22 protein-coding genes are annotated in these 26,736 nt (G+C 60.7%); 6 read left to right on the forward strand and 16 right to left on the reverse strand.

The genetic code is table 11. The features are described 5' to 3' along the window. Window positions 1-15: 15 nt before the first annotated feature. A complete protein-coding gene (locus DBY73_RS04700) occupies window positions 16-921 on the reverse strand; it encodes a LysR family transcriptional regulator (protein ID WP_112010040.1) in 906 nt (301 codons plus the stop codon). Between the two features lie 131 nt (window positions 922-1,052). Here DBY73_RS04700 and DBY73_RS04705 point away from each other — a divergent pair, with 131 nt between their 5' ends. Continuing rightward, a complete protein-coding gene (locus DBY73_RS04705) occupies window positions 1,053-2,489 on the forward strand; it encodes an MFS transporter (protein ID WP_112010162.1) in 1,437 nt (478 codons plus the stop codon). A 6-nt stretch (window positions 2,490-2,495) separates the two neighbouring features. Here the strand turns inward: DBY73_RS04705 and DBY73_RS04710 are convergent, their stop codons facing one another. The 5 genes from DBY73_RS04710 to DBY73_RS04730 all read right to left on the reverse strand — a co-directional run bounded on the left by DBY73_RS04710 (window position 2,496) and on the right by DBY73_RS04730 (window position 7,308). Next, window positions 2,496-3,611: a hypothetical protein gene (locus DBY73_RS04710; RefSeq protein WP_112010041.1), complete on the reverse strand. Its 1,116-nt coding sequence runs from the start codon at window positions 3,609-3,611 to the stop codon at window positions 2,496-2,498. A gap of 3 nt (window positions 3,612-3,614) precedes the next feature. Then, entirely contained in the window at window positions 3,615-4,421 is an 807-nt protein-coding gene (locus DBY73_RS04715; protein WP_112010163.1) for a zinc-ribbon domain-containing protein, read from the reverse strand. A 176-nt stretch (window positions 4,422-4,597) separates the two neighbouring features. Next, window positions 4,598-5,593: a DUF2891 domain-containing protein gene (locus DBY73_RS04720; protein ID WP_112010042.1), complete on the reverse strand. Its 996-nt coding sequence runs from the start codon at window positions 5,591-5,593 to the stop codon at window positions 4,598-4,600. 9 nt (window positions 5,594-5,602) lie between these two features. Beyond that, window positions 5,603-6,589: a DUF979 domain-containing protein gene (locus DBY73_RS04725; protein WP_112010043.1), complete on the reverse strand. Its 987-nt coding sequence runs from the start codon at window positions 6,587-6,589 to the stop codon at window positions 5,603-5,605. Further along, entirely contained in the window at window positions 6,586-7,308 is a 723-nt protein-coding gene (locus DBY73_RS04730) for a DUF969 domain-containing protein (RefSeq protein ID WP_112010044.1), read from the reverse strand. The genes DBY73_RS04725 and DBY73_RS04730 overlap by 4 nt, the downstream gene beginning before the upstream one ends. Before the next feature lie 226 nt (window positions 7,309-7,534). Between DBY73_RS04730 and DBY73_RS04735 the strand changes: the two genes are divergently transcribed. After that, entirely contained in the window at window positions 7,535-8,080 is a 546-nt protein-coding gene (locus DBY73_RS04735) for a winged helix DNA-binding protein (RefSeq protein ID WP_112010045.1), read from the forward strand. Between the two features lie 3 nt (window positions 8,081-8,083). Here the strand turns inward: DBY73_RS04735 and glgX are convergent, their stop codons facing one another. From glgX to treZ, 3 genes are read right to left on the reverse strand one after another with little or no spacing between them, the layout of a single operon-like run. Continuing rightward, window positions 8,084-10,156, reverse strand: coding sequence for a glycogen debranching protein GlgX (gene glgX / locus DBY73_RS04740; protein ID WP_112010046.1), 2,073 nt, complete (start codon window positions 10,154-10,156; stop codon window positions 8,084-8,086). 15 nt (window positions 10,157-10,171) lie between these two features. Then, a complete protein-coding gene (treY, locus tag DBY73_RS04745) occupies window positions 10,172-12,682 on the reverse strand; it encodes a malto-oligosyltrehalose synthase (protein WP_112010047.1) in 2,511 nt (836 codons plus the stop codon). Then, window positions 12,679-14,463, reverse strand: a complete 1,785-nt coding sequence (treZ, locus tag DBY73_RS04750; protein WP_112010048.1) for a malto-oligosyltrehalose trehalohydrolase — start codon at window positions 14,461-14,463, stop codon at window positions 12,679-12,681. Before treZ ends, treY begins: the two co-directional genes overlap by 4 nt. A 187-nt stretch (window positions 14,464-14,650) precedes the next feature. On the opposite strand from treZ, the gene DBY73_RS04755 reads away from it, so the two are divergent. Further along, the gene (locus DBY73_RS04755) at window positions 14,651-15,535 is read left to right on the forward strand and encodes an SDR family oxidoreductase (protein WP_112010049.1); all 885 of its coding nucleotides are present in this window, start codon (window positions 14,651-14,653) and stop codon (window positions 15,533-15,535) included. Window positions 15,536-15,537: 2 nt separating this feature from the next. Here DBY73_RS04755 and DBY73_RS04760 read toward each other — a convergent pair whose 3' ends face one another. Beyond that, window positions 15,538-16,422, reverse strand: coding sequence for a LysR substrate-binding domain-containing protein (locus DBY73_RS04760; RefSeq protein ID WP_112010050.1), 885 nt, complete (start codon window positions 16,420-16,422; stop codon window positions 15,538-15,540). Between the two features lie 113 nt (window positions 16,423-16,535). Between DBY73_RS04760 and DBY73_RS04765 the strand changes: the two genes are divergently transcribed. The 3 genes from DBY73_RS04765 (at window position 16,536) to DBY73_RS04775 (ending at window position 19,725) form a co-directional block, all read left to right on the forward strand. Beyond that, the gene (locus DBY73_RS04765; protein ID WP_112010051.1) at window positions 16,536-18,023 is read left to right on the forward strand and encodes a UbiD family decarboxylase; all 1,488 of its coding nucleotides are present in this window, start codon (window positions 16,536-16,538) and stop codon (window positions 18,021-18,023) included. A 114-nt stretch (window positions 18,024-18,137) separates the two neighbouring features. Beyond that, complete coding sequence (locus DBY73_RS04770) at window positions 18,138-18,425, forward strand: VF530 family protein (RefSeq protein WP_112010052.1); 288 nt, start codon at window positions 18,138-18,140, stop codon at window positions 18,423-18,425. A 7-nt stretch (window positions 18,426-18,432) separates the two neighbouring features. Then, the gene (locus DBY73_RS04775; RefSeq protein ID WP_112010053.1) at window positions 18,433-19,725 is read left to right on the forward strand and encodes a glycoside hydrolase family 10 protein; all 1,293 of its coding nucleotides are present in this window, start codon (window positions 18,433-18,435) and stop codon (window positions 19,723-19,725) included. A gap of 36 nt (window positions 19,726-19,761) precedes the next feature. Here the strand turns inward: DBY73_RS04775 and dsbG are convergent, their stop codons facing one another. From dsbG to DBY73_RS04805, 6 genes are all read right to left on the reverse strand, one after another. After that, on the reverse strand, window positions 19,762-20,523 hold the full coding sequence (gene dsbG, locus DBY73_RS04780) for a thiol:disulfide interchange protein DsbG (protein ID WP_112010054.1): 762 nt from the start codon (window positions 20,521-20,523) through the stop codon (window positions 19,762-19,764). Between the two features lie 39 nt (window positions 20,524-20,562). Next, window positions 20,563-21,285 (reverse strand): DsbA family protein, encoded by a 723-nt coding sequence (locus DBY73_RS04785; protein ID WP_112010055.1) that lies wholly within the window; start codon window positions 21,283-21,285, stop codon window positions 20,563-20,565. Window positions 21,286-21,290: 5 nt separating this feature from the next. After that, entirely contained in the window at window positions 21,291-23,324 is a 2,034-nt protein-coding gene (locus DBY73_RS04790; protein WP_112010056.1) for a protein-disulfide reductase DsbD domain-containing protein, read from the reverse strand. A 46-nt stretch (window positions 23,325-23,370) separates the two neighbouring features. Next, a complete protein-coding gene (locus tag DBY73_RS04795; RefSeq protein WP_112010057.1) occupies window positions 23,371-23,748 on the reverse strand; it encodes a hypothetical protein in 378 nt (125 codons plus the stop codon). A 115-nt stretch (window positions 23,749-23,863) separates the two neighbouring features. Further along, the gene (locus tag DBY73_RS04800; protein ID WP_112010058.1) at window positions 23,864-25,408 is read right to left on the reverse strand and encodes a methyl-accepting chemotaxis protein; all 1,545 of its coding nucleotides are present in this window, start codon (window positions 25,406-25,408) and stop codon (window positions 23,864-23,866) included. A 77-nt stretch (window positions 25,409-25,485) separates the two neighbouring features. Beyond that, the gene (locus DBY73_RS04805; RefSeq protein ID WP_112010059.1) at window positions 25,486-26,697 is read right to left on the reverse strand and encodes a diguanylate phosphodiesterase; all 1,212 of its coding nucleotides are present in this window, start codon (window positions 26,695-26,697) and stop codon (window positions 25,486-25,488) included. Window positions 26,698-26,736 lie beyond the last annotated feature (39 nt).

Raw genomic sequence — 26,736 nt, forward strand, 5'->3', positions numbered from 1 at the left:
GCCGGGCAGACTCATTTACCGTACCGCGCCGCACACTTCCCGCACCTTCTCCCTCAGCCAGCGATGGCCGGGATCGTTCTCCATTCTCGGGTGCCACATCTGCGACACCGTGATCCTTCGGGTTTTAAACGGCAGCTCAAACAGGTACAGGTTATCCGTCATCTGCTGATTCACTAAATAGAGCGCCGGAACGATGGTGATCAGATCGGAGGCCATCGTCACGGAGAGCGCCGTCGGAAAGCCGGGAACCGCGCTCGCCACCTTGCGCCTGACGCCAAGCTCCGCCAGGGCATCGTCCACAAATCCGTGCAGCGTGCCGTCGGGCGCGGCCACCACGTGGCCCCAGGCGATAAAATCCTCCACGCCAACGTCCTCAAGCGACGCCAGCGGATGGCCCCTGCGCGCCGCGCCGATAAAGCGATCCTGAAACAGCCGCTGCACGCGAATTTCCGGCCCCATGTTGCTCTGAATCCCAATTTCCAGATCGACCAGCCCCTCGCGCAGGTAGCGTGAGGTTTTTTCCGGCTTCGGCGCAAAGCGCAGGCAGACGCTGGGCGCCGCCTCCGCGACGGCGGCAATCAGCGCGGGGCCAAACGCCACCACAACCCCCTCGTTGGCGCGGATGGTGAAGAGGCGCTCAAGGCTTTCTACCTTCAGCGCGTCGGACGACGGCTGTAGCACCGCCCTCGCCTCCAGCACCGCGGTTCTGGCGCGGTCGCGGGTGGCTTCGGCCCACGGCGTGAGCACCATGTTGCGCCCGGCGCGCACCAGAATGGCATCCCCGGTGGCCTCGCGCAGCCTGCCCAGCGTGCGGCTCATCGCCGAGGTGCTGAGGTTTAGCCGCCGCGCCGCGCCCGCAACGCTCGCTTCGGCAAGCAAAACGTCGAGCGCGACGAGCAGATTGAAATCAGGATCGGACATCGTAAAGCTCCCGGCATATGAGATAAGGCGTTTGATGCAACTATAAAGTGTAAACGCTGCGTCTTCCGCCCCTTATGGTTCGGGATTATAGTTTTTTCATTACCCCGCTTACCACAGGAATCAACATGAAGATAACGCTCTTTTCAGACCGGCCCGGCGACGACGGGCTGCCGGGCCACGAGCGCGCGCGGGTCATGGCCGCGGTGATGACCACCACGCTGATGAGCGTTTTTGACGGCACGATGATTAACATCGCGCTGCCGTCGATGGCAAAAGCGCTGCGGGTTTCCGCAGACCTCGCGGTGTGGTTCTCAAACGCCTATCTGCTGTCGGCGGCCATGATGCTGGCGGTTTTCGCCGCGCTGTCGATCCGCTTCGGCTATCGCCGGATCTTCCTGTCCGGCCTCACCCTCTTTACGCTGTCCTCTCTGGGGTGTGCGCTCTCCTCAACGCCCGAAATGCTGATCGCCATGCGCATCCTGCAGGGGATCGGCGGCGCGGCGACGCTAAGCATCGCCCCGGCGATACTGCGCTCCGTTTTTCCCGGCAGGCTGCTCGGGCGCGTTCTCGGGCTGAACGCCCTGCTCATCGCGTTCAGCACCGCGGTAGCCCCGGTGCTGGGCGGGACGATCCTGCATGCGCTCAGCTGGCAGTGGCTGTTCGCCATTAACATCGTGCCGGGGTGCATCGCGCTGGTGCTGGCGGGCAGAGCGCTGCCGCGACAACGCGCCTCTACCAACGCCCGATTCGACGCCCGATTCGACGCCCCGGGCGCGCTGCTTTCCGCAGTGCTGTTAGGATCAATGATTATGGCGGCGAACTGCTTTACCGGCGCGCAGCGCGCGTCAGGCCACGTTAGCCTTGAGTTCGTTGGCTGGCTGTTTCTCTCTCTCGCCAGCGCGCTCGCGTTTACCCGGCAGATCCGCCGCGCCCGGTATCCGCTGCTGCCGCCCGACATGTTTAAAAACGGGCGCTTTACCCTCGCCGCGCTAACCTCGCTGGCCTCGTTTATCAGCCAGGGGATCACCTTCGTCGCCTTGCCCTTCCTGTTTCAGAGCGTGTACGGCTACAGCCCGGTGGCGTCAGCGCTGCTGTTTACGCCGTGGCCGATTGGCATCGTGCTGATTGCGCCGCACGCCGGACGCTGGGCGGATACCCTCTCCGCCCCGCTGATTTCAACGCTGGGCTTAGGCGTTTTCGTGGTGGGATTGATCCTGCTGGCGACGCTGCCCGCCAGCCCCTCCGCGTGGGATATCGGCCTGCGCAGCCTGGCGTGCGGCATCGGGTTTGGCTGCTTCCAGAGCCCCAATAATCGGGAAATGCTGTCGAACGTCGCCCGCGAACACGCCAGCTACGCGTCGGGCGTGCTGGCGATCGTTCGCACCTTCGGCCAGTGCCTGGGTGCCGCCGCGGTGGGCGTCATTCTCGCCGTGATGGCGAGCGAAACGCATCAGGGCCTGGACGGACGGGCCGTCCACGCCGCGCTGTGGGTCGCCGTTGCGGCATCCGCGGTCTCGGTGGCGTTCAGCGTGAGCAGGTTGCGCAAAGCGCACCGTGCGCCAGCATAAGATTCATCAGGCGGCGTGGAACAGCTTAACCGGCTTCCCGTCCGCCATTTCAACAATCAGGCGCGTCGGCTGCGCCTGTTCGATAGCCAGACGCTGGGAGAACTGTTCCAGGCCAAGATGGATGGCCTCGGTCTGCTGCTTTTGCGGCGCAAGATGCAGGGACAGCCATTTATTCAGCATTACCTTATTGGCGTGAGTGGCATTACTGGACTCGGTGACCGGCGAGATCGCATCTATGCGGTTCCGATGCACGTGCGCGACCTCTTCGAGGACTTTTTTGAACTCATCCACGTCCTGCCGAATGCTGCTTTCTCGTGCCTTCAGAAGGGTTTCGTCGCCAGAGAACAGCGAAACCATCTGCAACGCAAACGCGCGCGCCGAGAGCGCCATCTTCCATTCGACGATGCGTTTCTGCTGATCCTGCTGCAGCCCTTTAAGCTTGGTGGTGATTTTATCCGAGCTGAAAAACGTGGAAATCGCGCAATTTTGCACCTCATGGCTGATGGTCACGATCTCCTTCAGCAGGTGGGTCTGAATGCCAATTAGCTCCAGCTCCAAATCTTCCAGCGTCTTTCGAATCGCCGAAGATAATTCACCGTTTTGCAGTCCGGGGGCCGTTTGCCGCAAATACTTTATCGCGGCGTAAATCTTCGACGCGCGTTCATCGGTCTGGAAATTCGCGACCTTTTTGACGTCTTCCGAAATCGTAAGTAATTTCTCATTGATGTCGGCAAGATGCTTCTGCGCCAGCAGTACGGAAGCCGTTTGCAGCAGCAGGCCGGTATTCACCAGATTCCCAAGTTTTTCCGGGTCCATCAGAACCGCATGTTCCTTAATCTTCCCGTTATCTCCCAGGCTAAAGGCACGAAAACCCACGCCGTCTTTGGCTTTCGCGAGAGGCCCGTCAATGATGACCTCCATAAAATGATGCTGAGAGACGTGCTGCGACGTTAACGCCGCGGGAATGGCCTGCAGCAGCGGATTGAGCCGGGAAATACCGCTCACGTCGCCCTCTTCCATAACTGCAAATTGCGGCATATCCGAGGTGGCAATTTCTGAGATAGCGATTGCCGGATGCTGCGGGTCTTCGCCGATAACCCACTTTTGCGGTACATGATTCATTGGTTATCCCTCTACAGGCGTGCCGCATTGCGGACAGAATTTAATGCTCTCATCGATATGCGCGTTGCAGCTTTTGCAGCGCGCCTGGCGGCTCTTCATGCGGATCCAGGCGATTTGCACAATGCACGGCAGCGTAACGCGAAACGCCGGACTGGCCAGATCGTAGGCACTGTACAGCCCGGTTAACGCAAATCCGATCGGTCCGGCGAGGACGCCGAGCACGCGCCCCGCGCCAAAACCGGCCAGTAGCGGGATAGCGCGGCCTGCAACCATTGCTGCCACGGAACTCGCCACCAGCGCGGTAATCTGGTAGGCCGCTACGCCGCCCATGCCGATACGCGGTAAGATGATCTCAAGCGCGTTTCGTCCCGATGAGGATTTCAGCCCCAGGTCGTCAAGGATCGCTTTGCGCTGCGCATCATCCATCTCTTCCCACGCGTTTTCAAAGACTTTGCTGATGATTAAAGTCTCTTTTCGCTCAAGAGACGCTGATTTATGTGCCGGGATTTTGAGCCGCCCAAGCACGTCGTCAACAATTTCGGCATAATCTACGCCGTTGCGGCGAAAGAGGTTAACAAAGCTGTTGCCGCCGAAAAGCTGTAATTCCCTGATCAAAATCCGAAGCGTGTCGGCGTCAATCTCATTCTGCTCTTTTGCGCTGGTCAACAGCGTATTCACGCTGCCGGAAAGCGAAACCCGGCCTTTACCATTGTCAGTAATGTAATCAATCAGCAGGTCGAGGTCGCCTTTGTCGGCGCCGAGAAGCAGGTTCACAAGCTCGTGGTCATTTTTTATATTGATATCGCTCATTCGATTTCCTTAATGACGCCAGATTTTCCTTAGGCGCGCAGAGTTATGAGCAAATGTTACTGGAGAAAGGAATTTGAGCAAGCAGACAATCAGAAAATGACTAATTTTGAGGGGCATACGGCGCAGATATATGATATTGCTATAAAACCCGCCGTTATCGGCGGGTTTTATTTGCGTTATTCCAGCGCCAACAGCGCAAAGCTTGCCAGCCAGTGGCCGCCGCTGTAGTGGCTGCCGACCACGTGCGGCACGCTGGCGGCAAGATGACGCGCTGCGGCATCCGCCAGCGCGGCCTGAGCAGGATGGTTTTCCGGCAGCGCACCGGCGATATGCTTCATGCACCAGGCGCGGCTGAGATTCAGCCCGTCGAGGTGGGCGATTTTCGGATCGGCGCGGTCGCTCACCTCCGCCGGGTTCATCAGCGCGGCTATCGCCCCTACCTCCGGCAGGAAATTATCGAACCACTGCGGGAAGTTATCCGCTACCTTGCTCATCAGCAGCGCCTCGGTCAACGCGCCCGAAACGTACTCATCGCCGCCCGGCTCGTAGTGCGCGGGATAGTGCCTGTCGTTCAGGTAGAAGCGGTTTGCCGCACCGAGAATGGCCTCCTCAAGCTCGCTGTCCTCAAGCGTCCGGGCGTAGTCCAGCCCCAGAGCCAGCGCAAACGCGGTGTTGTAATGCGTGCCGACGCGAATGGGGTACGTCAGCTTGCTGAGGTAGTCCATCAGCCTGGCGCGAATGTCCTGAGTGAGCGGCAAAAGCGTCTCGTACCAGGCTGCCGCCTGCGGCAGCGCGGACTGCTTCAGCTCCTGAGCCAGCGCCAGCAGCCAGCCGTAGCCGTACGGGCGCTCGAACGAGGCGCGAAACGGCGCGTTGAAATAGGCCAGCTCTGTCGCCACGTTCTCGGCCGTTACGTGCTCGTCAAACAGCGCGACGATAGCGTTCCGGCACGGCAGCTCCGGGAACAGCCGCACGCAGCGCAGCAGCAGCCAGTAGCCGTGCACCGCGGAGTGCCAGTCGAAGCAGCCGTAGAAAATCGGGTGCAGCGCGCGCGGCGGCAGAACGTCACCGTCGTCGTTGAGCAGGTGCATAATGTGGTTCGGGTATTCCTGGCGCAAATACGCTAAGGGCATACCGGCAAAGTCGTTAGCCTGTGATGGGGTTAATTGCATAACAGCTCCTTAGCGAAAGACGAGGAAATACATGAGGAACACGTTCACCACCAGCAGGGTTAACGCGGTCGGGATCTGAATCTTGATGACCTGATATTTGTCTTTTAGCTCCAGCAGTGCGGCGGGAACGATGTTGAAATTTGCCGCCATCGGGGTCATCAGCGTGCCGCAATAGCCCGCATACATGCCGATCGCCAGCAGCGGCGTCGGATCGCCGTGGTGGTAGTTGATCAGGAACGGCAAGGCGATGCCCGCGCTCAGCACCGGGAACGCGGCAAAGGCGTTGCCCATAATCATTGTAAACAGCGCCATGCCGATGCAGTAAATCACCACCAGCATGAAGCGGCTGTCCGGGTTCACAAACAGGCTCACCACCTTCTGCACCGAATCGCCGGTATTGGCGACCACGAACACCCCGCCCAGCATGGCGAGCATCTGCGGCAGGATCACCGCCCAGCCGATGGTATCCACCAGGCGGCGGGACTGGCGAATGGCGTGCAGCGGCGTGCCCTTGGTCAGCCACCAGCCGGTGAGGATCGCCGCCACGCAGGCCACGCAAAGCGCGGCGAGCGTCAGCTGCTTTTGATCCAGCAGATACACGCCGCCGATGGACACGCCCTTCAGGAACAGCGTGCCGATCACCGTCACCACCGGGATCATCAGCGCGGGCAGGAAGAGCCAGTTTTTAAGGCGATTTGAAGAGGCAACGCGCTCAGGCTCGGTAGACATTTTGTAATGCCCTTTTCCCACCAGGCCAAAACCCGCCAGCAGCGCAATGGCGATGACGCAACCGCCGATAATCCGGTACGCCAGCGAGCGCCCCAGCTCCTGCACCATCAGATCGCCGAAGAGGAAAATTCCGCCGAACAAGAACCAGAACAGCGCGGTGGTGAAGCGCTTCGGATTGCCGCGATCGCGCAGGGTCATGATCACCAGCAGCATCACCACGAAGCCGATCAGGTAGTACACGCGGTTGATCGTAATCAGCGTCATCATGATGCGATCTCCTGCGTGCCTTGCTCCGCGCGCCAGGCCATCACGTCGCGGCGAATGCTGGCGTCGAGCCGCAGCAGGCGCGTCATGTGAATAATCAGCGCGGCAATGGCGGTTGGGATCGCCCACAGCCCGATGTGCAGCGGCTCAATGCCCTGAATGCCGTTCTCCTTCAGGAAGGCGTCAATCAGCAGCACCGCGCCAAACGCGATAAAGATGTCTTCGCCGAAGAAGACCGCGATGTTGTCGCACGCGGCGGCGTGGGCTTTGATTTTGTCGCGAATATGCTGGGGCAGCTCGCCGTATTCGTTCAGCGCCGCCCCTTCCGCCATCGGTGCCAGCAGTGGGCGCACGGTCTGGGCGTGGCCGCCCAGCGACATCAGCCCCAGCGCGGCGGTGCCCTCGCGGGCCACAAAGTAGAGCATAAGAATACGCGCGGACGTTGCGCTGGCGATCTTCGCCACCCACGCCTGCGCCCGCTCCTTGAGCCCGTAATATTCCAGTAAGCCGATGACCGGCAGGATCAAAATAAACGTCGCCAGCGAGCGGCTGTTGACAAACTTCTCGCCGAACGTCTCCAGCAGCATGCCAAAATCCATGCCGACCAGCAGACCCGTCGCCAGCCCCGCGACAACCACCACCAAAAGCGGATTGAAGCGCAGCGCAAAACCAATAACCACTATCGGGATACCGATAAGCGGCAGCAGCGTAGAACCGTCCATAACCCTGTACCCTATCCAAAGTGAGCGTGGCGCACCGGCGGTGTTTTTTTATTTCCTCATCCGCAGATGAAGCGTGACCGTTCCAGCGCGCAATGTTGTGTTTTTCGTCAGGCTTCACAAAACCTGCGCTAAAAAGCTATATCTGATGCGCAAAAACATGTAAACAATTTATCAATAAAATGTTCTTATTTTATCGATGAGTTTACATTTCTGGCTAAGGAACGTTATGACCGCAAAAAAGAGTGTGGCCTCAAACCACGATGATATTACGGATGGACGTATCGTCTCCTCGCATCACCTGGTTTCGGAGCGTTGTGCAGAGCTTTCTGAACTGGAGTACGCGCTGATCATGACCAGCAACGCGTTCAACAAGTGGATGGTGCGCTGCATGACGGCGGCGGGCGAGCCGGATATGGGCGCGTTTGACGTGTCGCTTCTCCACCACGTGAACCACCGCAACCGCAAGAAAAAGCTGGCCGACATCTGCTTCGTGCTGAACGTTGAGGATACGCACGTCGTCACTTACGCCCTGAAAAAGCTGGTGAAGGCGGGCTATGTGACCAGCGAAAAGGCGGGAAAAGAGCTTTACTTCTCGACGACCGAGGAGGGAAAAACGCTGTGCATGAAGTACCGGGACGTGCGCGAGGCCTGCCTGATTTCCATTCAGATGGAGAGCGGTATTCCCGCCGCGTCGATTGGCGAAACGGCGCAGCTGCTGCGCACCATTTCGTCGCTGTATGACACGGCCGCGCGGGCGGCCGCGTCGCTGTAGCGTTTACGGACGTCGGAACAGGGCGATGCTTCGCCCGGCCAGCTCAAAGTCGACGGCGTCGGTTATTACCGCTCCGCGCGCGTCGCCGGCGGTGGAGAGCTCGAGCACCCAGCCGCCTTCGCCAAACTGCGGGATCTGGAACGGCACGGTGCCTTCAAACGGGTTGAACAGCATCAGCACGTCGTGCCAGATACCCTCCTCCTGCTCCAGGTCCGGCCTGCTAATCGAGACCCCGATCGTCGAGCCTTCGTCCCACTGCTCGGACTGCTGCGGCCCGCCGCCCGCGTTGAACCAGCGGATCTCCAGCCCGTCGCGCCAGCTTTCGCGCCTGAGCAGCGGCTGTGCCGCCCGCAGCGCGATCAGCCTGCGGGTAAAATCGCGCAGCGCGTTGTCATGCTCCGTGAAATTCGCCCAGTCTACCCACGAAATCTCGCTGTCCTGACAGTAGCCGTTGTTATTGCCCTTCTGCGTGCGGCCAAACTCATCCCCCGCCAGCAGCATCGGCGTGCCGTGGGAGAACAGCAGCGTGGTCAGGAAATTGCGCTTCTGCTGCTCGCGGATCGCGATGATGTCCGCATTTTCCGTTGGCCCTTCTTCACCGTAGTTGCTGGAGCGGTTGTCGTTATGGCCGTCGTTGTTATCCTCGCCGTTGTCCGCGTTGTGCTTTTCGCTATAGGAAACGAGATCGTTTAGCGTAAAGCCGTCGTGGGCGGTAATGAAGTTGACGCTCGCCCAGGGGCGACGGCCGCGCAGATCGTATAAATCCCCGGAGCCGAGCAGGCGCGCGGCAAAGTCCGTGGTCACGTTCTCCCCGCGCCAGTATTCCCGCACGGTATCGCGGTACTTGTCGTTCCATTCGCCCCAGCCTGGCGGAAAGCCGCCGACCTGATAGCCGCCGGGGCCAATGTCCCACGGCTCGCCGATAAGCTTCAGCCTGGACAGGACCGGGTCCTGCGTGACGGCGTCAAAAAAGCCGCCGCGCGGATCGAACCCTTCCGGCTCGCGCCCGAGGATCGTCCCCAGATCGAAGCGAAAGCCGTCGACGTGCATGGCCTGCGCCCAGTAGCGCAGCGAATCCATGACCATTTGCAGCACGCGCGGGTGCGACGTGTTGACCGTGTTGCCCGTGCCGGTATCGTTGATGTAGTAGCGGTGCTGGTCCGGCAGGGTGCGGTAATAGCTGTAATTATCAATACCCTTGAACGAGAGCGTCGGCCCCAGCTCGTTCCCTTCGGCCGTGTGGTTGTAGACCACGTCCAGAATCACCTCGATGCCCGCGTCGTGGTAGGCGCGAACCATATCGCGGAAGCCCTGGATCCCCGCAGGCCCGTAGTAGCGCGACGCCGGGGCAAAGAAGCCCAGCGTGTTGTAGCCCCAGAAGTTTTTCAGCCCCCGATCAAGCAGGTGCTGGTCGTCCGGAAACCAGTGGACGGGCAGCAGCTCTACCGACGTAATGCCCAGGCTTTTGATGTAGTCCACCGAGGCCTTGTGCCCCATCCCTTCAAACGTGCCGCGCAGCTCGGCCGGTATGGCGGGGTTGAGCTGCGTAAACCCTTTTACGTGGCTCTCATAGACCACGGCGTGCGGCCAGGGAATGGACGGCCGGGCGTCGTCCTGCCAGTCAAGCGCCTGAGGATCAATCACCCGGCATTTTGGCGTAAACGGCGCGCTGTCACGCTCGTCAAAGCTCAGATCTTTATCCTCGTGGCCCAGCGCGTAGCCGAAGTGGGCATCGTTCCACTGAATATCCCCGACCAGCTCGCGCGCATAGGGATCGATAAGCAGCTTGTTCGGGTTAAAGCGGTGTCCGTTTTCCGGATCGTAAGGGCCATACACGCGGTAGCCGTACAGCGCCCCCGGCTTAAGGTCGGGAACGTAGCCGTGCCAGATTTCATCGGTATACTCGGGCAGCTCCAGCCTGGCGATCTCGTTTTTACCCGAGGGATCGTACAGGCAAAGCTCCACGCGCTCCGCGTGGGCAGAAAACAGCGCAAAATTAACGCCCTTGCCGTCATAATTTGCGCCAAGCTGCTGGCCGTGACCGGCCCGTATCTCAAATGCCGTATTCTTTTTCATTGTTATTCCCCAGGTTTATTCGCTGGTCATCAGAACCAGAATGCATCCCGTTTCAGACGATACGTCCAGCGCGTCATGAAGCGTGCGCCGCTCGCCGGTAAACAGATCGCGATAGCGCTTGCCCGCGAGTTCTGGCGCAAGATCGATAACGGTGTTCGCCCACAGCGCCGGGTCAGGCCCGAGCCCGCGCTGCGTGACGTCAAACGCCAGCCGCGGTACCGCCACGATCAGCGCGGCGTCATCTTTGACGCGCGCCCAGGCGATGAGATGATTCTCCCGTTCGCCCCTCACCCGCAGCGGCAGCCAGTCTCCGTAGTGGAACAGCGCGGGCGCGTGCTGGCGCATCCGCAGCAGCGTCGCGGTGACGAACTGCTTCACGCTTCCGTCCCGCCAGCGCGCCTCGTCGCGGAACACGGTTGCATCAAGCCCCGCAAGATTCTCCGCGAGCCAGGCGAAATCCGGCTCGCGGCGGTTGTCGGGATCGACAAGGCTAAAGTTCAGCGCCTCGCTGCCCTGATAGATATCCGGCACGCCGGGTGCGGTGAGCTTAATCACCGTCTGGCTCAGGCTGTTCATCAGCCCGGCGCGGACAAACGGCTGCAGGGCGTCGTTGAAATCCGTTAGGAACGCGGCGTTGTCCGGCGAGAGCAGGTTCCGGGCGTAGCTCAGCACCACGCTCTCATAGCTTTCGTTGCTGTCCGCCCAGTCGGTGCGCTGCTTGGCTTCGCGCAGCGCCTTTTCAACAAAGCCGAGGAAGCGGGTTTCGAGCTCGCTTAACCCCTCACGGTCGTCCGGGGTTTGCGTCGCGGGCCAGACGCCCGCCAGCGCCTGGTAAAGCATCCAGGTATCGGCCCCGTCGGGCGCGGTGCCGTCGTTGAGAAAACGCACGTGGGTCTGGTTCATCTGCCGCCAGCGCGCAAGGTTTTCCGCCCAGCGCGCCGGCGCTTCGGTCAGGGCGTATAGTCGTGCCCGCGCGTCTTCTCCGCGCTTGGTGTCGTGCGTCGAGGTGCCCAGCAGCGCGTCAGGCTGCCGCGCCAGGCGGATGCGCATCTCCTGGTGAAAGCGGGAAACGGAAAAGGCGCGCGGCGCCGGGTCGGCCCCGACCTCATTGAGCGCGAGGTCCATGTTGTGGCGAAAGAACAGCGTGTCCTCCACCGATTTCGCCATCAGCGGCCCCGTCAGCTGCTGAAAACGGGTGCGGAACAACGCGGCGCGCTCGCGGTCGCTCTCGTTGAGTTCGCCGCGCAGGATCAGCACAATCAGCGTGAGCGCGCCAGGCTCCGGCACGTCGAGCGTTTCTGCCACGCGCGCCAGCAGCGCCTCGTCGGCAGGCGTCAGCCCGTCCGCGGTGCCATAGGTGCGATAGACCGGAAACGCGATCAGCAGCTCGCGCAGCGCGTGGTGAAGCGCCTCGCGCGGCACCGCCACGCCGTTGCGCTGCGCCAGTTCGTCGGCAATGTTCAGCAGCGTCGTAAACTCGCCTTCAAAGTTGCGATCGGTCATCAGCCCTTTCGCATCCCGCAGCGCCAGCTCCCGGTCGGTGATTTCGCCGACGGTCTTATCGTGGATCGTTTCCAGCAGCTCAAGGTTGTTATCGTCCACCAGCACCTCGGCCAGCGAGGCGATAAACTCGTATCCCGTGGTGCCCGATACCGGCCACGCCTCGGGCAACTGTTCGCCCCTGGCGAGGATTTTTTCGACGGTGATATAGCAGTCCGGCCCCGCGGCCTGGCGCAGGCGATGGAGATACCCGAGCGGATCGGCCAGGCCGTCGACGTGGTCGATGCGCAGGCCATCAACCACGCCCGCGTGGACCAGCTCGAGGATCAGCCGGTGCGTGTCGTTAAATACCGCCTCGTCTTCAACCCGCACCCCCACCAGCCCCGTAATTTCGAAAAAGCGCCGCCACGAGAGCTGCCTCGGCGCCTCGCGCCAGGACATCAGCCGCCAGCTCTGCTTCTCGTGCAGCGCGGCGATCGCCTCAGGGCCGACGGCGGTGAAATCTTCTAGATCGTCCACGCTGCCCGGATTCAGCGGCCAGTCGGTTTCGTAGTACCTGAACACCGGCTTATTCGTGACACTGTCACGTTTCAGCGCAATCGCGCCCTTCTCCAGCTCGGCTTCAAACGTGTCGCCGAGGAACGGCAGGGTCATCGGGCGGGACCAGTCGATGTCGAAGTAGCGCGCGTAGCGGCTTTGCTCGCCGCGTTCGATGACGTCCCGCCACCAGCGGTTTTCAAGGGAGGTGGACATATGGTTTGGCACGATGTCCAGAATCAGCCCCATGCCCGCCTGCTTTAGCGCCGCCGTCATGCGGTCAAACCCCGCCCGGCCTCCGATCGCCGGTTCGATTTCGTTCGGGTCGGTGACGTCATAGCCGTGGGTGGAGCCCGATGCGGCGGTAAATATCGGCGACGCGTACAGATGGCTAATGCCAAGATCCTTCAGGTACGGCACCAGCTCTGCCGCGCGGTCGAAGGTCATTCCGTTGCGAAACTGAATGCGCCAGGTTGATAACGGGATCATAACGGGGCCTCTCCTTTTGCAAAGCACACCACAATGCTGTTTGTTTCCAGCGCGTTGAGCTGCGCGGGCCAGCTAAAAAGACGTTCACCGGGAAGCGCGGGCAGCGTCGCGGGCTTCCCGGTATTGAGCGCCAGTGAAAGCGTGCCCGAAGCGAACCGCCAGCTAACGGCGACCATCCCGCGCGCGGTTGCCAGCACGCGGCCCTGCGCCGGTTTACCGTCGCGCAGCAGCGGCACGATGTGCCGCTGGCGCAGGGTGAGCAGGCGCTGCGTAAAGGCCAGCCACGCTTTTCCCTCGTCGGACTCGGTTTTCTGCCAGTCCAGCTTCGAGCGCATAAAGGTGTCCGGATCGTTGGGATTGGGAACCGTCTCGTCGTGCCCGGCATGGCCCGAAAATTCGCTGGCGCGCCCTTCGCCCACGGCGCGGGCCAGATCGCCGTGGAAATCGGTGAAGAACAGAAACGGGCGGGTTTCGCCGTACTCTTCGCCCATAAACAGCAGCGGAACGTGGGGCGACAGCAGCAGCGCGGCGAGCAGCACGCGCGTTTTATCCGCTCCGGCGAGCGCGATCAGCCGCTCACCCTGCGCCCGGTTGCCGGTCTGGTCGTGGTTTTGAATAAAATCGACAAAAAACGTCGGCGGCTGCGACGCGCACTCAACGCCGCGCGATTCCCCGGTCTGAAGGGAGATTTCGCCCTGGTAGACAAAGCCCTCCGCCAGCGCGCGGGCAAATTTCTTCTCGGGCTCAAAGGCGAAGTCCTGATAGTAGGCGTGGGTCTCGCCGGTGGCGAAAACGTGCGCGGCGTTGTGGAAATCATCGTTCCACTCGGCGGTAAACAGCGGCGCGTTTCCCCGCTCGTCGCGCGGGTGAAGGAACACCACGTTGCGGCTGTCTTCGGTCGTCAGGTGAACGTGCCGATCGGGGATCGCCTCGCGGATGCGGGTGGCGATCTCCTGCAAAACGTGGGTTTCCGAGGCATCGTGAATTTGATCGATGGCGTCAAAGCGCAGCCCGTCGAGGCCGTATTCGGTGAGCCAGTAAAGGGGCGCCTCAACGATATATTGCCGGGCGGGCTGCGATTCATAGGCGATGGCGTTGCCCCACGGCGTCATGCGGCCCTGATGGAAAAACGCGGGCGACAGCGCGGGAAGGTAGTTGCCTTCCGGGCCGAAGTGGTTCAGGACGATGTCAAGCACCACCGACAGCCCCAGACCGTGCGCGGCGTCGATGAGCGCGTGAAAATCTTCCGGCGTACCGTAGGCGGAATGCGGCGCGTACAGCAGCACGCCGTCGTACCCCCAGCCGCGCTCGCCGCCAAACTGCGACACGGGCATGATTTCAATCTGGGTGATGCCTAGATGCGCCAGGTAAGGCAGCCTGTCGATGGCCGCGCGAAAGGTGCCTTCCGGCGTAAAGGTGCCGACGTGCAGCTCGTAAATCACCGTCTCTTCCCACGGCCGCCCCTTCCAGCCTTCGCTAACGGACGAAGCGCGGCGGGAATCGACCACCACCGAAGGGCCGTTGACGTCCCCTTTTTGCGCGCGCGAAGCCGGATCCGGCACCGTCATGCCGTCCGCAAGGCGGTACAGGTACTCCGCGCCCGGCTTCACGCCGTGAACGTCGGCCTCGAACCAGCCCTCGCCCGCGGGCGTCATGGGAATATCTTTACCGTCCAGGCACAGCGTCAGTGATTTTTGGCCTTCGGCCCACAGACGAAAACGGACAACGTCATCGGAAAGAAACTCAGCACCCCAGTGCCGTTGAAATAATCTGGATCCCATTCTTATCCCTCGATTGAGCCACATTTTGCGCGACGCGAAATACAAGCTTAGTCGAGGTTTACCCGCGCGCTCCGAACGCTATCTATTCAATCCGTAAACCGCGCGGATTAATCCGAAATAAGAAATTCTGTGATTCTCCTCGCGATCGCTAACTATTCTTACTATTCACATCACGAAGGAGACCGGTATGACGACAGGAAACAACAACACGCTGCATTACCCTCGACCACCGTTTGCTGAACAACCTCAGCAGCCGCCGGGGCTGGCGTCTGAAATGAAGCCGATACCGGATCATGGTGAAACGAGCTACATCGGTTCGGGCAAGCTGGCGGGTAAAAAAGCCCTAATTACCGGCGGCGATTCCGGCATTGGCCGAGCCGTTGCCATTGCCTATGCGCGTGAAGGTGCCGACGTGGCGATTGGCTACCTGCCGGAGGAAGAGTCCGACGCGGCCGCGGTGATCGCGCTGATCCAGGCGGAAGGCCGCAAGGCCGTTGCCATTCCCGGCGATATTCGCGTGGAATCATTTTGCGATACGCTGGTGGAAAAAGCGGTGGCCGGGCTCGGCGGGCTGGACATTCTCGTCAATAACGCCGGACGCCAGCAGTTCTGCAAATCCATTGAGGATCTGTCCACCGCGGACTTTGACGCCACCTTTAAAACCAACGTCTATGCGCCGTTCTGGATCACCAAGGCCGCGCTGCGTCATTTCTCGGAAGGTGCCGTGATTATCAACACCTCATCCGTGCAGGCGTTTAAGCCGAGCGAGATCCTCGTCGATTATGCCCAGACCAAGGCCTGTAACGTCGCCTTTACCAAATCGCTGGCGAAACAGCTCGGTCCGCGCGGTATTCGCGTTAACGCCGTCGCGCCGGGGCCGTACTGGACGCCGCTCCAGTCCAGCGGCGGTCAGCCGCAGGAGAAGGTGCAGCAGTTTGGTGAAGATACGCCGCTCGGCAGGCCCGGCCAGCCGGTGGAGATCGCCCCGCTGTACGTGCTTCTCGCATCAGATGCCTGCTCGTATGCCTCCGGCCAGGTATGGTGTTCCGACGGCGGCACGGGCGTAGCCTAAGGTTAGCCGCGCGTCAGCGTGCTGAGAAATTTTTTGAGCACGTCGGAGCGGATGATGCGGTGGCAAACCAGCGTCAGCTCGCTTTCGCTGAGCCTGTCGAGGATGTCGATGTAGACCACGTTCGGCAGGTTCAGCGTCTTCGCCGAGGCGGGAAGCAGCGCAATGCCAAATCCCGCCGACACCAGGGTTAGCACGCCCGGCACGTCGGTCGCATGCTGAACCACTTTTGGCTCGAAGCCCGCGTCACGGCAGACGTCGTAAAAGTACTGCTCCAGCCCCATCCCCTCAGGGTCGCTGAGCGCGATCCAGCTTTCTCCCTTTACGGACGACAGCGTCACCGTGGCCGACGCCGCAAGCGGGTGCTGACGGCTCAGCGCAAGCACCGTTTTCTCCACCGCAAACGGACGCGCCTGGAGGTCGTCAGGCAGCAGCGGAAGCGGCGCGCGAACGATCGCCACGTCGAGCTGGTTATTTTGTACGTCAGAATAGAGCGCCTGAACGTTGCCCGTCCTCAGCGATAGCGAAATTCCCGGCCACTGGGAATGCAGCGCGCGAAGCGCATCGGGGAGGCGCGCGTCGAACATGGCGCTGGAAACGCACCCCAGGTTCAGAACGCCCTGCTCGCCTCTGGCCGTTTTGCGGGCATCGCTCACCGCCTGATCGACCATAGCGATTGCCAGCCGCGCCTTGTCGAGGAAGGCCTCCCCGGCGGGGGTCAGGGTCAACCGGCGATGCGCGCGGTTGAACAGGGTAACGTCCAGTCGCGCCTCCAGCGCCTTGATCTGCTGGCTCAGGGCCGGCTGCGCCATGTTTAAGCGCTCCGCCGCCCGGTGCATGTGCAGCTCTTCGGCAACGGTAATGAAGTGGCGCATCAGTCGAAACTGCATCCGCGAGCCCTCCTAATCGATAATAAAATTCGTATCAAAATAGCATAAATGATGCAGTTGATGATATTTCCTCTTCGATTAAAAATGACGCTATGTCATCGAAGGAGGAAAGTATGGAAAACACGATTAACGACCTGAGAAGCGCCATTGACCTGCTGCAAAAGCACGAAGGTCAATACATTGAAACCGACCATCCTGTCGACCCTAACGCCGAGCTGGCGGGGGTGTATCGCCATATCGGCGCGGGCGGCACCGTTAAGCGTCCGACCCGCATCGGCCCGGCCATGATGTTTAACCAGATTAAAGGCTATCCCGACTCCCGCATCCTGGTGGGCATGCACGCCAGCCGCGAAAGGGCCGCCCTGCTGCTGGGTTGCCAGCCCTCCGCGCTGGCCCAGCACGTGGGCAAAGCGGTGAAAAACCCGATTGCGCCCGTCGTGGTGCCCGCCGCGCAGGCACCGTGTCAGGAGCAGGTGTGGTACGCGGACGATCCGAACTTCGATCTGCGCACCCTGCTGCCCGCGCCGACCAACACGCCGATTGATGCAGGTCCGTTCTTCTGCCTTGGCCTGGTGCTGGCGAGCGACCCCGAAGACCGCTCAATTACCGACGTGACGATCCACCGCCTGTGCGTGCAGGAGCGCGACGAGCTGTCGATGTTCCTTGCCGCGGGCCGCCACATTGAGGTGTTCAGAAAAAAAGCCGAAGAGGCGGGCAAACCGCTGCCGGTCACCATCAACATGGGCTTAGATCCGGCTATCTACATCGGGGCCTGCTTTGAAGCGCCGACCACGCCGTTTGGCTACAACGAGCTGGGCGTCGCCGGCGCGCTGCGCCAGCAGCCCGTCGAGCTGGTTCAGGGCGTCAGCGTGAACGAAAAGGCCATCGCAAGGGCTGAAATCATCATTGAGGGCGAGATCCTGCCGGGCGTTCGCGTTCAGGAAGATCAGCATACCCATACCGGCCATGCCATGCCGGAGTTCCCCGGCTACTGCGGCGAAGCCAACCCGTCCCTGCCCGTGATCAAGGTCAAGGCGGTAACGATGCGCCAACACGCGATCCTGCAAACGCTGGTGGGGCCGGGCGAAGAGCACACCACGCTGGCGGGCCTGCCGACGGAGGCCAGCATCCGCAACGCGGTGGAAGAAGCCATTCCCGGCTTCCTGCAAAACGTGTATGCCCATACGGCGGGCGGCGGTAAATTCCTCGGTATTTTGCAGGTGAAAAAACGCCAGCCTTCCGACGAAGGACGCCAGGGCCAGGCGGCGCTTATCGCGCTGGCCACCTACTCCGAGCTGAAAAATATTATCCTCGTTGACGAAGACGTGGATATCTTCGACAGCGACGATATTCTCTGGGCGCTGACGACGCGCATGCAGGGCGACGTGAGCATCACCAACCTGCCCGGCCTGCGCGGCCATCAGCTGGACCCTTCCCAGTCGCCCGATTACAGCACCACGATCCGCGGGAACGGCATTACCTGCAAGACGATCTTCGACTGCACGGTGCCGTGGGCGCTGAAATCGCGCTTCGAGCGCGCCCCGTTTATGGAGGTCGATCCGCGTCCGTGGGCGCCCGATCTGTTTCCTGAGGTGAAATAAGCCCGGCGCGGGGACGCGCGGCAGCTGAAAAAGGAAAATTGCCGCCTTCCCCGCTTTCTTGTACCCTTTGAGCGTTCAACCCAACCCCACAAAAAATGAGACATTGGACGCCCTATGAGTGCACATATTTCCAAAGATCCTCTGCATGGCGTAACGCTGGAAATGCAGATTAACGCCCTGGTCGCACGGTACGGCTGGCGCGAGCTGGGGGAACGGATCAAAATTAACTGCTTTCGCAGCGACCCTAGCGTGAAATCCAGTCTAAAATTTCTACGGCGCACCCCCTGGGCGCGCGCGGAGGTCGAAGCGCTGTATCTGAATTCCCTTAGCGATACGGCCCCGGAAGACCAGGACGAACCCGCCTTTAATCCCTGGGCCAACAGCCGGATAACCAAGAGCTAACACATCAATGACGCGACACGTAAAACGGATAGGTGCGCTGGTTGGCTGCGCGCTTTTACTTGTTAGTTGCTCCTCAAAACCACCCAAATCGCTCGTCACGCCGCCTTCGCCGGTCGCTCCCCCTGCCCATCAGGCCAATGAGCCGATGCGCGGCATCTGGCTGGCAACGGTTTCGCGCCTCGACTGGCCGCCGATTTCATCGGTCAACGGCGTCAACCCGCAGCAGCGCGTTGCCCAGCAGCAGCAGGCGCTCAGGGATAAACTCGACAAGCTGAAATCGCTCGGCATTAACACCGTGTTTTTCCAGGTCAAGCCGGACAGCACCGCGCTGTGGGCCTCTAAGATCTTGCCCTGGTCAGATACGCTGACCGGCAATATCGGCGACTATCCCGGTTACGATCCGCTGCAGTTTATGCTGGATGAAGCGCACCGGCGCGGCATGAAGGTGCACGCGTGGTTTAACCCGTATCGCGTCTCAACCAACACGAAGCCGTCGACCATCGCCGCGCTGAACCGCACCGCGTCGCAGCATCCTTCCAGCGTCTACGTGCAGCATCCCGACTGGGTGCGCATCTCCGGCGATCGCTTTGTGCTCGACCCGGGCATTCCCGAGGTGCGGGACTGGATCGTGCAGGTGGTCAGCGAGGTGGTCAGACACTATCCCGTCGACGGCGTGCAGTTTGACGACTATTTCTATACCGAAACGCCAAATTCCAGGCTAAACGATGCCCAGACCTTCCGGCAGTACGGACAGGGGTTCGCCTCAAAAGCGGACTGGCGTCGCCACAATACCCAGCAGCTGATCGTGCAGGTTTCGCGCGCGGTTAAGAAGATTAAGCCGGACGTGGCGTTTGGCGTTAGCCCGGCGGGCGTCTGGCGCAACCGCTCGTTCGACCCGGCGGGTTCTGATACCCGCGGCGCGGCGGCGTATGATGAATCCTATGCGGACACGCGCCAGTGGGTGCAGCAGGGGTTACTCGACTATATTGCGCCGCAGATTTACTGGCCGTTTGCGCGCGACGCCGCGCGGTACGACGTGCTGACCAAATGGTGGGCCGACGTGGTGAAGCCGACCCACACCCGCCTGTACATCGGCATTGCCTTCTACAAGGTGGGCGCGCATTCCAAAAACGAGCCCGACTGGACGGTCAGCGGCGGCGTGCCGGAGCTGAAAAAGCAGCTGGATCTCAACGACGCGCTGCCGAACGTTAACGGTACGATCCTGTTCCGCGAGGATTACCTCAACCAGCCGCAGACTCAGGACGCGGTGAACTACCTCAAAGGCCGCTGGGGAAGCTGATGCCGTGGGCGGAAACGCACCGTTTCCGCCCGCGTTTTACTCCGGCTTTGGCCCGAACATCGCCACCAGCTGCTTCTCATCCGGCATGCCGACCACCTGCTGAAGTTCGTTTTGCTCATTCATGTAGTAAATCGCCGGGGTCGCGTTCGCGCCCAGAGAATCCATCAGCGTCTGGTGCTGTTGCAGCACGGCAACGGTTTCGCGGGAGGCCGCCGTTTCGGGCTTAGGCAGCTTTTTCCCGCCGGAAAGCTCGTATTCGCGCCACGCCGCAACGGGATCGCTGGCGTTCAGGATCGCCGCGGCGTGGCGCCCGCTTTTCGGGTTCAGAAACGCCACCAGCAGCGTGTTCAGCTGAACCTTGCCCGCCTTCACCCACGGCTGCGCCTCGGCCCAGAACGCCTTGCAGTAAGGGCAGAACGGATCGGCAAAGACAAACACCTTACGCGGCGCGGCGTCGGCGCCCTCTTTTAACGGCTTAGCCGCGTTAAGCTTCTGCCACATCTCGCGCCCGAGCGGCGCGTAGATCTCCTTCTGGAAGTAACCCTCGCTGAGGTTTTTACCCTTGTCGTCATACAGGTATCCAGAAATCACGTGCCTGCCGTCCGGGGTTAAAAACAGCGTGACGCCCATGTCCTGATACTGGCCAAGCCAGGCAGGCGCGCCGCCGGGAGCATCAATTTTCTTGATGATTTTGATCTCCTGCCGATCGCTAAACTGCTTTACCACGTCCGGAATGGCCTCGGCGGCGTGGGCCAGCCCCGACGCCGCAAGCAGCGACAGTAACGGTAATGTTTTCATCTTCTTCTCCGGTATGCAGGGGGCCGAAGCCCCCTGACGTTAGCGTTTTTTCAGCGCGTCGCTGACCATCGCGTCAAACTGCTCGTACGGGATCCAGCCCGAGAGCATCTGCTCGCCAACGATAGTAGCTGGCGTGCCCTGAATGCCCAGCTTTTCCGCCACGGCCAGGCTGCTTTTCAGCGTTTCCATACTTTGTGCGTCCGGCTGGCTGATGCTCACCCCCGCCCGCTTTTTCGCGGCCTCGATGCTGGCATCGTCGTGGTAGCCCTTTTTGGCCATCAGGATATCGTTAAAGGCCATAAATTGCTGCGGCTGCGAGCGCCAGAGCATTAGCGCGTCCCGCGCGGACGTCACCGAGCTTTCGGCGCGATAAGGCAGGAACTTAAACACCACCGCGACGTCCGGGTACTTTTTGACGATCTTCTCCATGTACGGATCGAACTTTTTGCAGTACGGGCAGTTATAGTCCGTGAAAACTACCAGCGTCAGCTTGGGATTTTTTGCGCCAATGCGCGGCGAGTTGGGATCGTTAAATAAGAAATCACCGTTCTGGGCGATGACTTTCTTTATCGCCTCTTCACCCGCCAGCATGTTCTGCTGGTCGAGCTTTTCCGCCGCCTGGGCCAGGATATCGGGCTGGTTGATTAGAGTCTCACGCACCAGTTCCTGAACGCGTTTTTCCTGCTCGGGCGTAAGCGGTCCGGCGGCCATGGCCTGAGCGGAGGCGCTCAGCAGTAAAAGCGTAATAAGCGTTTTTTTCATTTTCGTTAACCTTTGGCGTTGTTCAGTGCGGTCATCAGGGCCTGCTTATCGAGCAGCGGAGAGAGGATCTCCCCTTCGGGCTTGCCCGGGCCTGACACCTCGTTAAAAGGGATAGCGTAGCGGTTTCGCTTCGCGAGGAAGTCGGCAATCAGCGTCGACGGCTTGCTCCAGTCGCCGCGCAGGGCAACCACGTCCGGCGCGTTAAGCGCGGCAATTACATCCGGCTGATTTAAGACACGGTGCTCGTTGACCTTGCACGTCACGCACCAGTCGGCCGAAATGTCCACGAACACGCGCTTGCCCTGGCCGAGCGCGGCCTGGATCGCCTCTTCGCTCAGCGGCTGCCAGTTGACCGCGTCGACGCTCGCCCGCGAGGCGGCGGCCTGCGGGGGCTGGACAACGTCGCGCAGCTGATACCCGCCAAGCGCCGCGAGCGCGATGATAATCCCCCAGAACAGCGGCGAGCCTTTTGGCCCGGTGCGGGCAAATATCACAAGGGCGATGACGATCAGCACCAGCATCACCACCCGGCTCGTCGCCTCGCCCAGGTGCTGGTTCAGGAGCGTGGTCAGCCACAGGCTGGAGGCCAGCATCATCAGGCCAAGAACGACCTTCAGCGTGCCCATCCAGCGGCCGGGCTTAGGCAGCAGCAGCGCCGTTTTGGGGATCAGCGCCACGAACAGCCACGGCAGGCTCATCCCGACGCCGAGCATCAGAAAAATCAGCCACAGGGAGTGCAGCGGCGCCGCGAGCGCAAAGGCGACCGCCGTGCCGAGGAACGGCGCGGAGCACGGCGTGGCGAGCAGCGTGGCAAATACCCCTTCGCAGAAGCTTCCGGCCATGCCCGTGCCGCCCGCCGTCGCCAGACGCCCCGCCGCCGCGGAAGGCAGCAGCATCTCAAACGCGCCGAACAGGTTCAGGGCAAACAGGAACGTTACCGCCACCATCAGGCTGATAAACCACGGGTTCTGGAACTGAATGCCCCACCCGAGCGACGCGCCGGTCAGCTTGAGGGCCGTCACCATCGCCGCCAGCAGCGCAAAGGAGGTCAGTATTCCGGCACTGGTCGCCAGGAAACGCAGGCGGATTTTGCGCGTGTCCGAACCGGCGTGCAGCACGCTGCTGAGCTTCATGCCCATCACCGGCAGGACGCACGGCATCAGGTTGAGGATCAGCCCGCCGAGCAGCGCGAACAGCAGCATGCTGCCCAGGCCGGTTTGCGCGTCATCCGCACGATCCGCTGCCGGACGCGCGCCGACGGTCATCTCGGTTTGCTGCGCCCTTTCGCCGTTTGTCAGCACAAACGACAGCTTTTTCCCTTCCAGCGACGCGGGCCTGTCGCCCCACTCGTCGGTAACGGGCACGGTGACGCGCAGCGTTTCGCCGCGGTGATTAATGACCGGCTCGCCCGGCAGCACGTCGCCTTCCAGCGGGTCGAAATAGATCCCCGGATTGTCCCAGCCGCCCTGCGCCGACCCGGTAATGACCAGATCGCCGCCGTCCAGCCAGGCGGTAAGGTTAGACGAAATACCGCCATCCCCCGGGATCGCGCGCATCGCCTGCTCAAACGCCGCCTGGAAACCGCCGTCAACCGGCTGGCTAAAGTCGAGGCTGAGCGGATAGTCGGTCAGCAGGCAAACGTTGCTGCAGGTGGAAAGCGTCAGCGTACCGTCAAGGGTGTCGCCGGTTGTCCCGGTAATGACTATCGGGATCGCGACCTTATTGTGATAGCCCTGCGTGGTCAGGCCGGAGATATCAAAGCGCGACGGCACCGGCCAGTACCAGCTGTCCTTGACGCCTTTCGGCCAGACAATCTGCGGGGCGACGCCCCCTTCTCCCGGCGAGCGCCAGTAGGTTTTCCAGCCAGACTGTAGCTCAACGGTGAGCAGGCCGAGAATGCGGTCCTGGCTTTTTTCTGCCTGGAAACGCACCCGGGCATGGTTGTTTTGCGGGGATGTCATCCAGCCGGTATCCGCCGCATGGGCAATGCCCATGCAGGCGAGCAGCAGGAGGACGAAGCCCCTGAAGACGTTTAACATTTTTTACTCCGTGTACAGTGAAAGTTATCGTGTGGTTACGATGGTTTCACTCACGGAAAACGCAGTTTTTGAGGTGTATTCGCGGCGGCGGGGCGTGAACGACCCGCTCTCTGAAGACAAGCGAGCGCTGCGGCGCAAAAAGCTGCAGCAGCGCGAAGAAGAGGATGATGGCGGGAAGCGCGCCGTCAAAGAAGATTGGCTGCGCGCACAGCAGAGACTGCGCGCTTAGCTGGCAGGGCGACGGCCCCGCGGATTCCGCGTCGCCTGCGGGCTTCGCGGCGTCAACCGTCAGGGACGTCTGCGCCTGCTGCCCCAGCCCCTGTAAAAAATGGTTGAGATAGACCGCGCGTTGGACCAGGCAAAGCGCCATCGCCAGACACGTGATTATCAACAGCCATTTACCCAGAAGCGGACGGTTACGCATAACGTTCCAAAATATGAAGACGCCACGATCATAAACGATACCAATGAATCTACAAGTCCCGAGTGTGTAAGGATTTGTCTTTGTGGGTTATCGCCCCGTCAGCGCGTGGGGCATGTCACGCGGGCAGCCTGAAGCTCGAAATACTTTGCGTCAGCTGCTGCGCCTGTGCCTCCAGCGACGCCGCCGCGGAGGCAGACTGCTGGACCAGCGCCGCGTTCTGCTGCGTGACGCCGTCCATCTCGGTGACCGCCTGGCCAATCTGTCCGATACCGCGGTTCTGCTCCTCGGAGGCGATGGAGATCTGTCCCATCAGCGAATTGACCTTATTCACCGAAGAGATAATCGCGTCGATCACGTCACCTGAACGATTCACCAGCGCGGCGCCATTTTTTACGCTGGATACGGACTGCGCGATAAGATTTTCAATGTCTTTCGCGGCAACCGCGCTTTTCTGCGCCAGCGTGCGCACCTCGGTCGCCACCACGGCAAACCCGCGCCCCTGCGTACCGGCGCGCGCGGCCTCCACGGCGGCATTCAGGGCGAGAATGTTGGTCTGGAAGGCGATGCTGTTGATGACGTTAGTGATATCTTCGATGCGCTTTGAGTTGGCGGCAATGGTATTCATGGTCTCGATGACTTCACGCGTCACCGCCTCTCCGGTGTGGGCGTTAGTCACCGCGTCCTGGACCAGCTTGCCCGCCTCGTAGACGTTATCGGTGTTGTTTGCCACGGTCGCGTTCAGCTCTTCCATGCTGGCCGCCGTTTGCGTCAGGGCGGCCGCCTGCTGCTCGGTGCGCGAGGCAAGGTCGATATTACCGGCGGCGATTTCCTGCGCGGCGTGGGTGACGCTGTTGCTGGCATCACGTACCTGCGCAATGGTGTCGAGAAGCGCCAGGCGCATCTGCTCCATTGACCCCATCAGGTGGTCAATTTCATTCCCCGCGCTGCCCTTCACCGGCACCGGAATATCCAGCCTGCCCGCGGCGATTTGGCTACAGTGTTCACGGGCCAGGTTGACCGGCGCGAACACGAAGCGGCGCATCAGCAGGCTGACGGCAACGATCACGGCGACGAACAGGAAAGCAATCCCGGCAATGATCGCCAGGCCGGAAACGAAGTTATTCCGCGCGTCTTCGTTCAGGCGTTTGGCATATTTCTGATGAACGGACAGCACCTGGTCGAGGACGACTTCATACCGGCGGTCAAGCTGAGAAACGGTGGGGATCAGCGCGTTAAATTTCGCAACGTCGTGAGCGGCCGCGGCGGCAATAAACGGCTCCAGCCCGCGATCGCGATAGTTGAGCCAGGCTTCCCGATAGGCGCTCACCAGCGGCGCTTCATCCGCCAGCCGCGGCGCGGCCATAAAGGCCGCAAAGGCGCTATCGGCCTTGGTCAGCGCTTCTTTCACGGCATCCAGCCTGGCGGCACCGTCTGCGGTATTCCCCACCTCGACCATCTTCACGTACTCCATCACCCGCACGCGCAGCGTACGGCTGTGGTTGATCGGGTCGATGATGGACAGCACCACCTGAATCTCTTTATTAACGTTATCGAGCGAGTTGTTGCTTTTAAGGATGAGACCAACCGTGGTGATGGTGCTGGCAACAAAGAAAAACAGCAGCGAAAACAGAACGATCAGCGATGATTTTTTTAACGACATAACTACCTCAGGATAAACACTCCCTATAGTTATCGGCTGAATCGTTTCTTTAATTAATTAAAGTTATCGTTGCCGTGCTAACGCAACATATGCGGCCAGTGAATATCGCCGACGCCGTTGAGCTGCGGACGGGCGAACAGAAACCCTTGAAAGCGGCGTATGCCTGCGGACTCAAGCCATCGCCACTCCTCCAGCTTCTCGATGCCCTCCGCGACGAGCGTGATTTCCAGATCGGTACAGCAGCTGACGATAGACTTAACGATTGCCTGCTTCGGCCCGCTCAAATGCACGTTGCTTATAATTTCGCGGTCAATCTTGATCTTATCAGGCTGAAACTTCGTCAGCAGCGATAGCCCCGCATAGCCGGAGCCAAAATCATCGATTGCGAAACCAATCCCCGTGCCGCGAAGCGCTTTGATCGCCTTGTTGAAGGTGTTGAAGCCGGAAATCATCTCGTTTTCGGTCACTTCGATAATGACCTGCTCCGGCTGAAGGCCGCTGAGCTGGATTTGCTCAACCAAAAACTCTACCGCGCCCGGCACGTTGACAAGCGACATTGGCAGCAGATTTACCGCTATTTTATGGCTGCCGATCTTCAGACTTTTGGCGAGCGCAAAGGCGTAGGCCTTGGTCTGCAGGTCGACCTCATAGATCTTTGCGGAATCGAGGTTTGCGAAAAATTGCTCAGGGTTGCCGCCGTCATTGCCGCGGATCAGCATTTCAAACGAGCTGATTTTGCCTTCATAGGGCTCAACTATGGGCTGGAGGGCAAACTGACAGCTCTGGCCAGCGATAAGTCCCAGAGGCTCGCCCAACGGATGTGGTTCACAGGAGAGCGTCCACGCCTCTGCCGGCTTATCGCGGTGCTGCCGGGCGTTATTTTCGCGGGTGATGAACGACTGTATGAATTTGAATACCCGATCGTCCGATACGATGTAGCTTTCAAGCTTGCTGTAGCGCAGCACGGACTGGAGAACGGTCTTTGGGGAGCTTATCTGAAGATCGAACAGCAGCATCCCCACGTTTTCAAAGCGTCGGCGGGGACCGTAATCGCGCATTAGCTCAACGACGAAAGCATGACGCTTATCCATAACGATGCGCTGAAAGAGGGCTTCCACCTGCTCTTCGCTGCCTTCGAGGACCTGCAGGATATCCTGCCCGTTGTAGAGCATAATCCCCGTAATGCCGAGCGCCGCGTTGCGCAGCCTTGCGTGGTCAACCAGCACATTCAGCGCGTCAGAATGACAGGATGAATCCAACTGGCTTCGATAGATGAGTGTGGTCAGCACAGTGTCGAGTCCTGTAGTAAGGGGAGCATTACGCTATAG

Source organism: Enterobacter sp. RIT418, assembly GCF_003057745.1.
In the GTDB taxonomy this organism is placed as follows: Bacteria; Pseudomonadota; Gammaproteobacteria; order Enterobacterales; family Enterobacteriaceae; genus Enterobacter.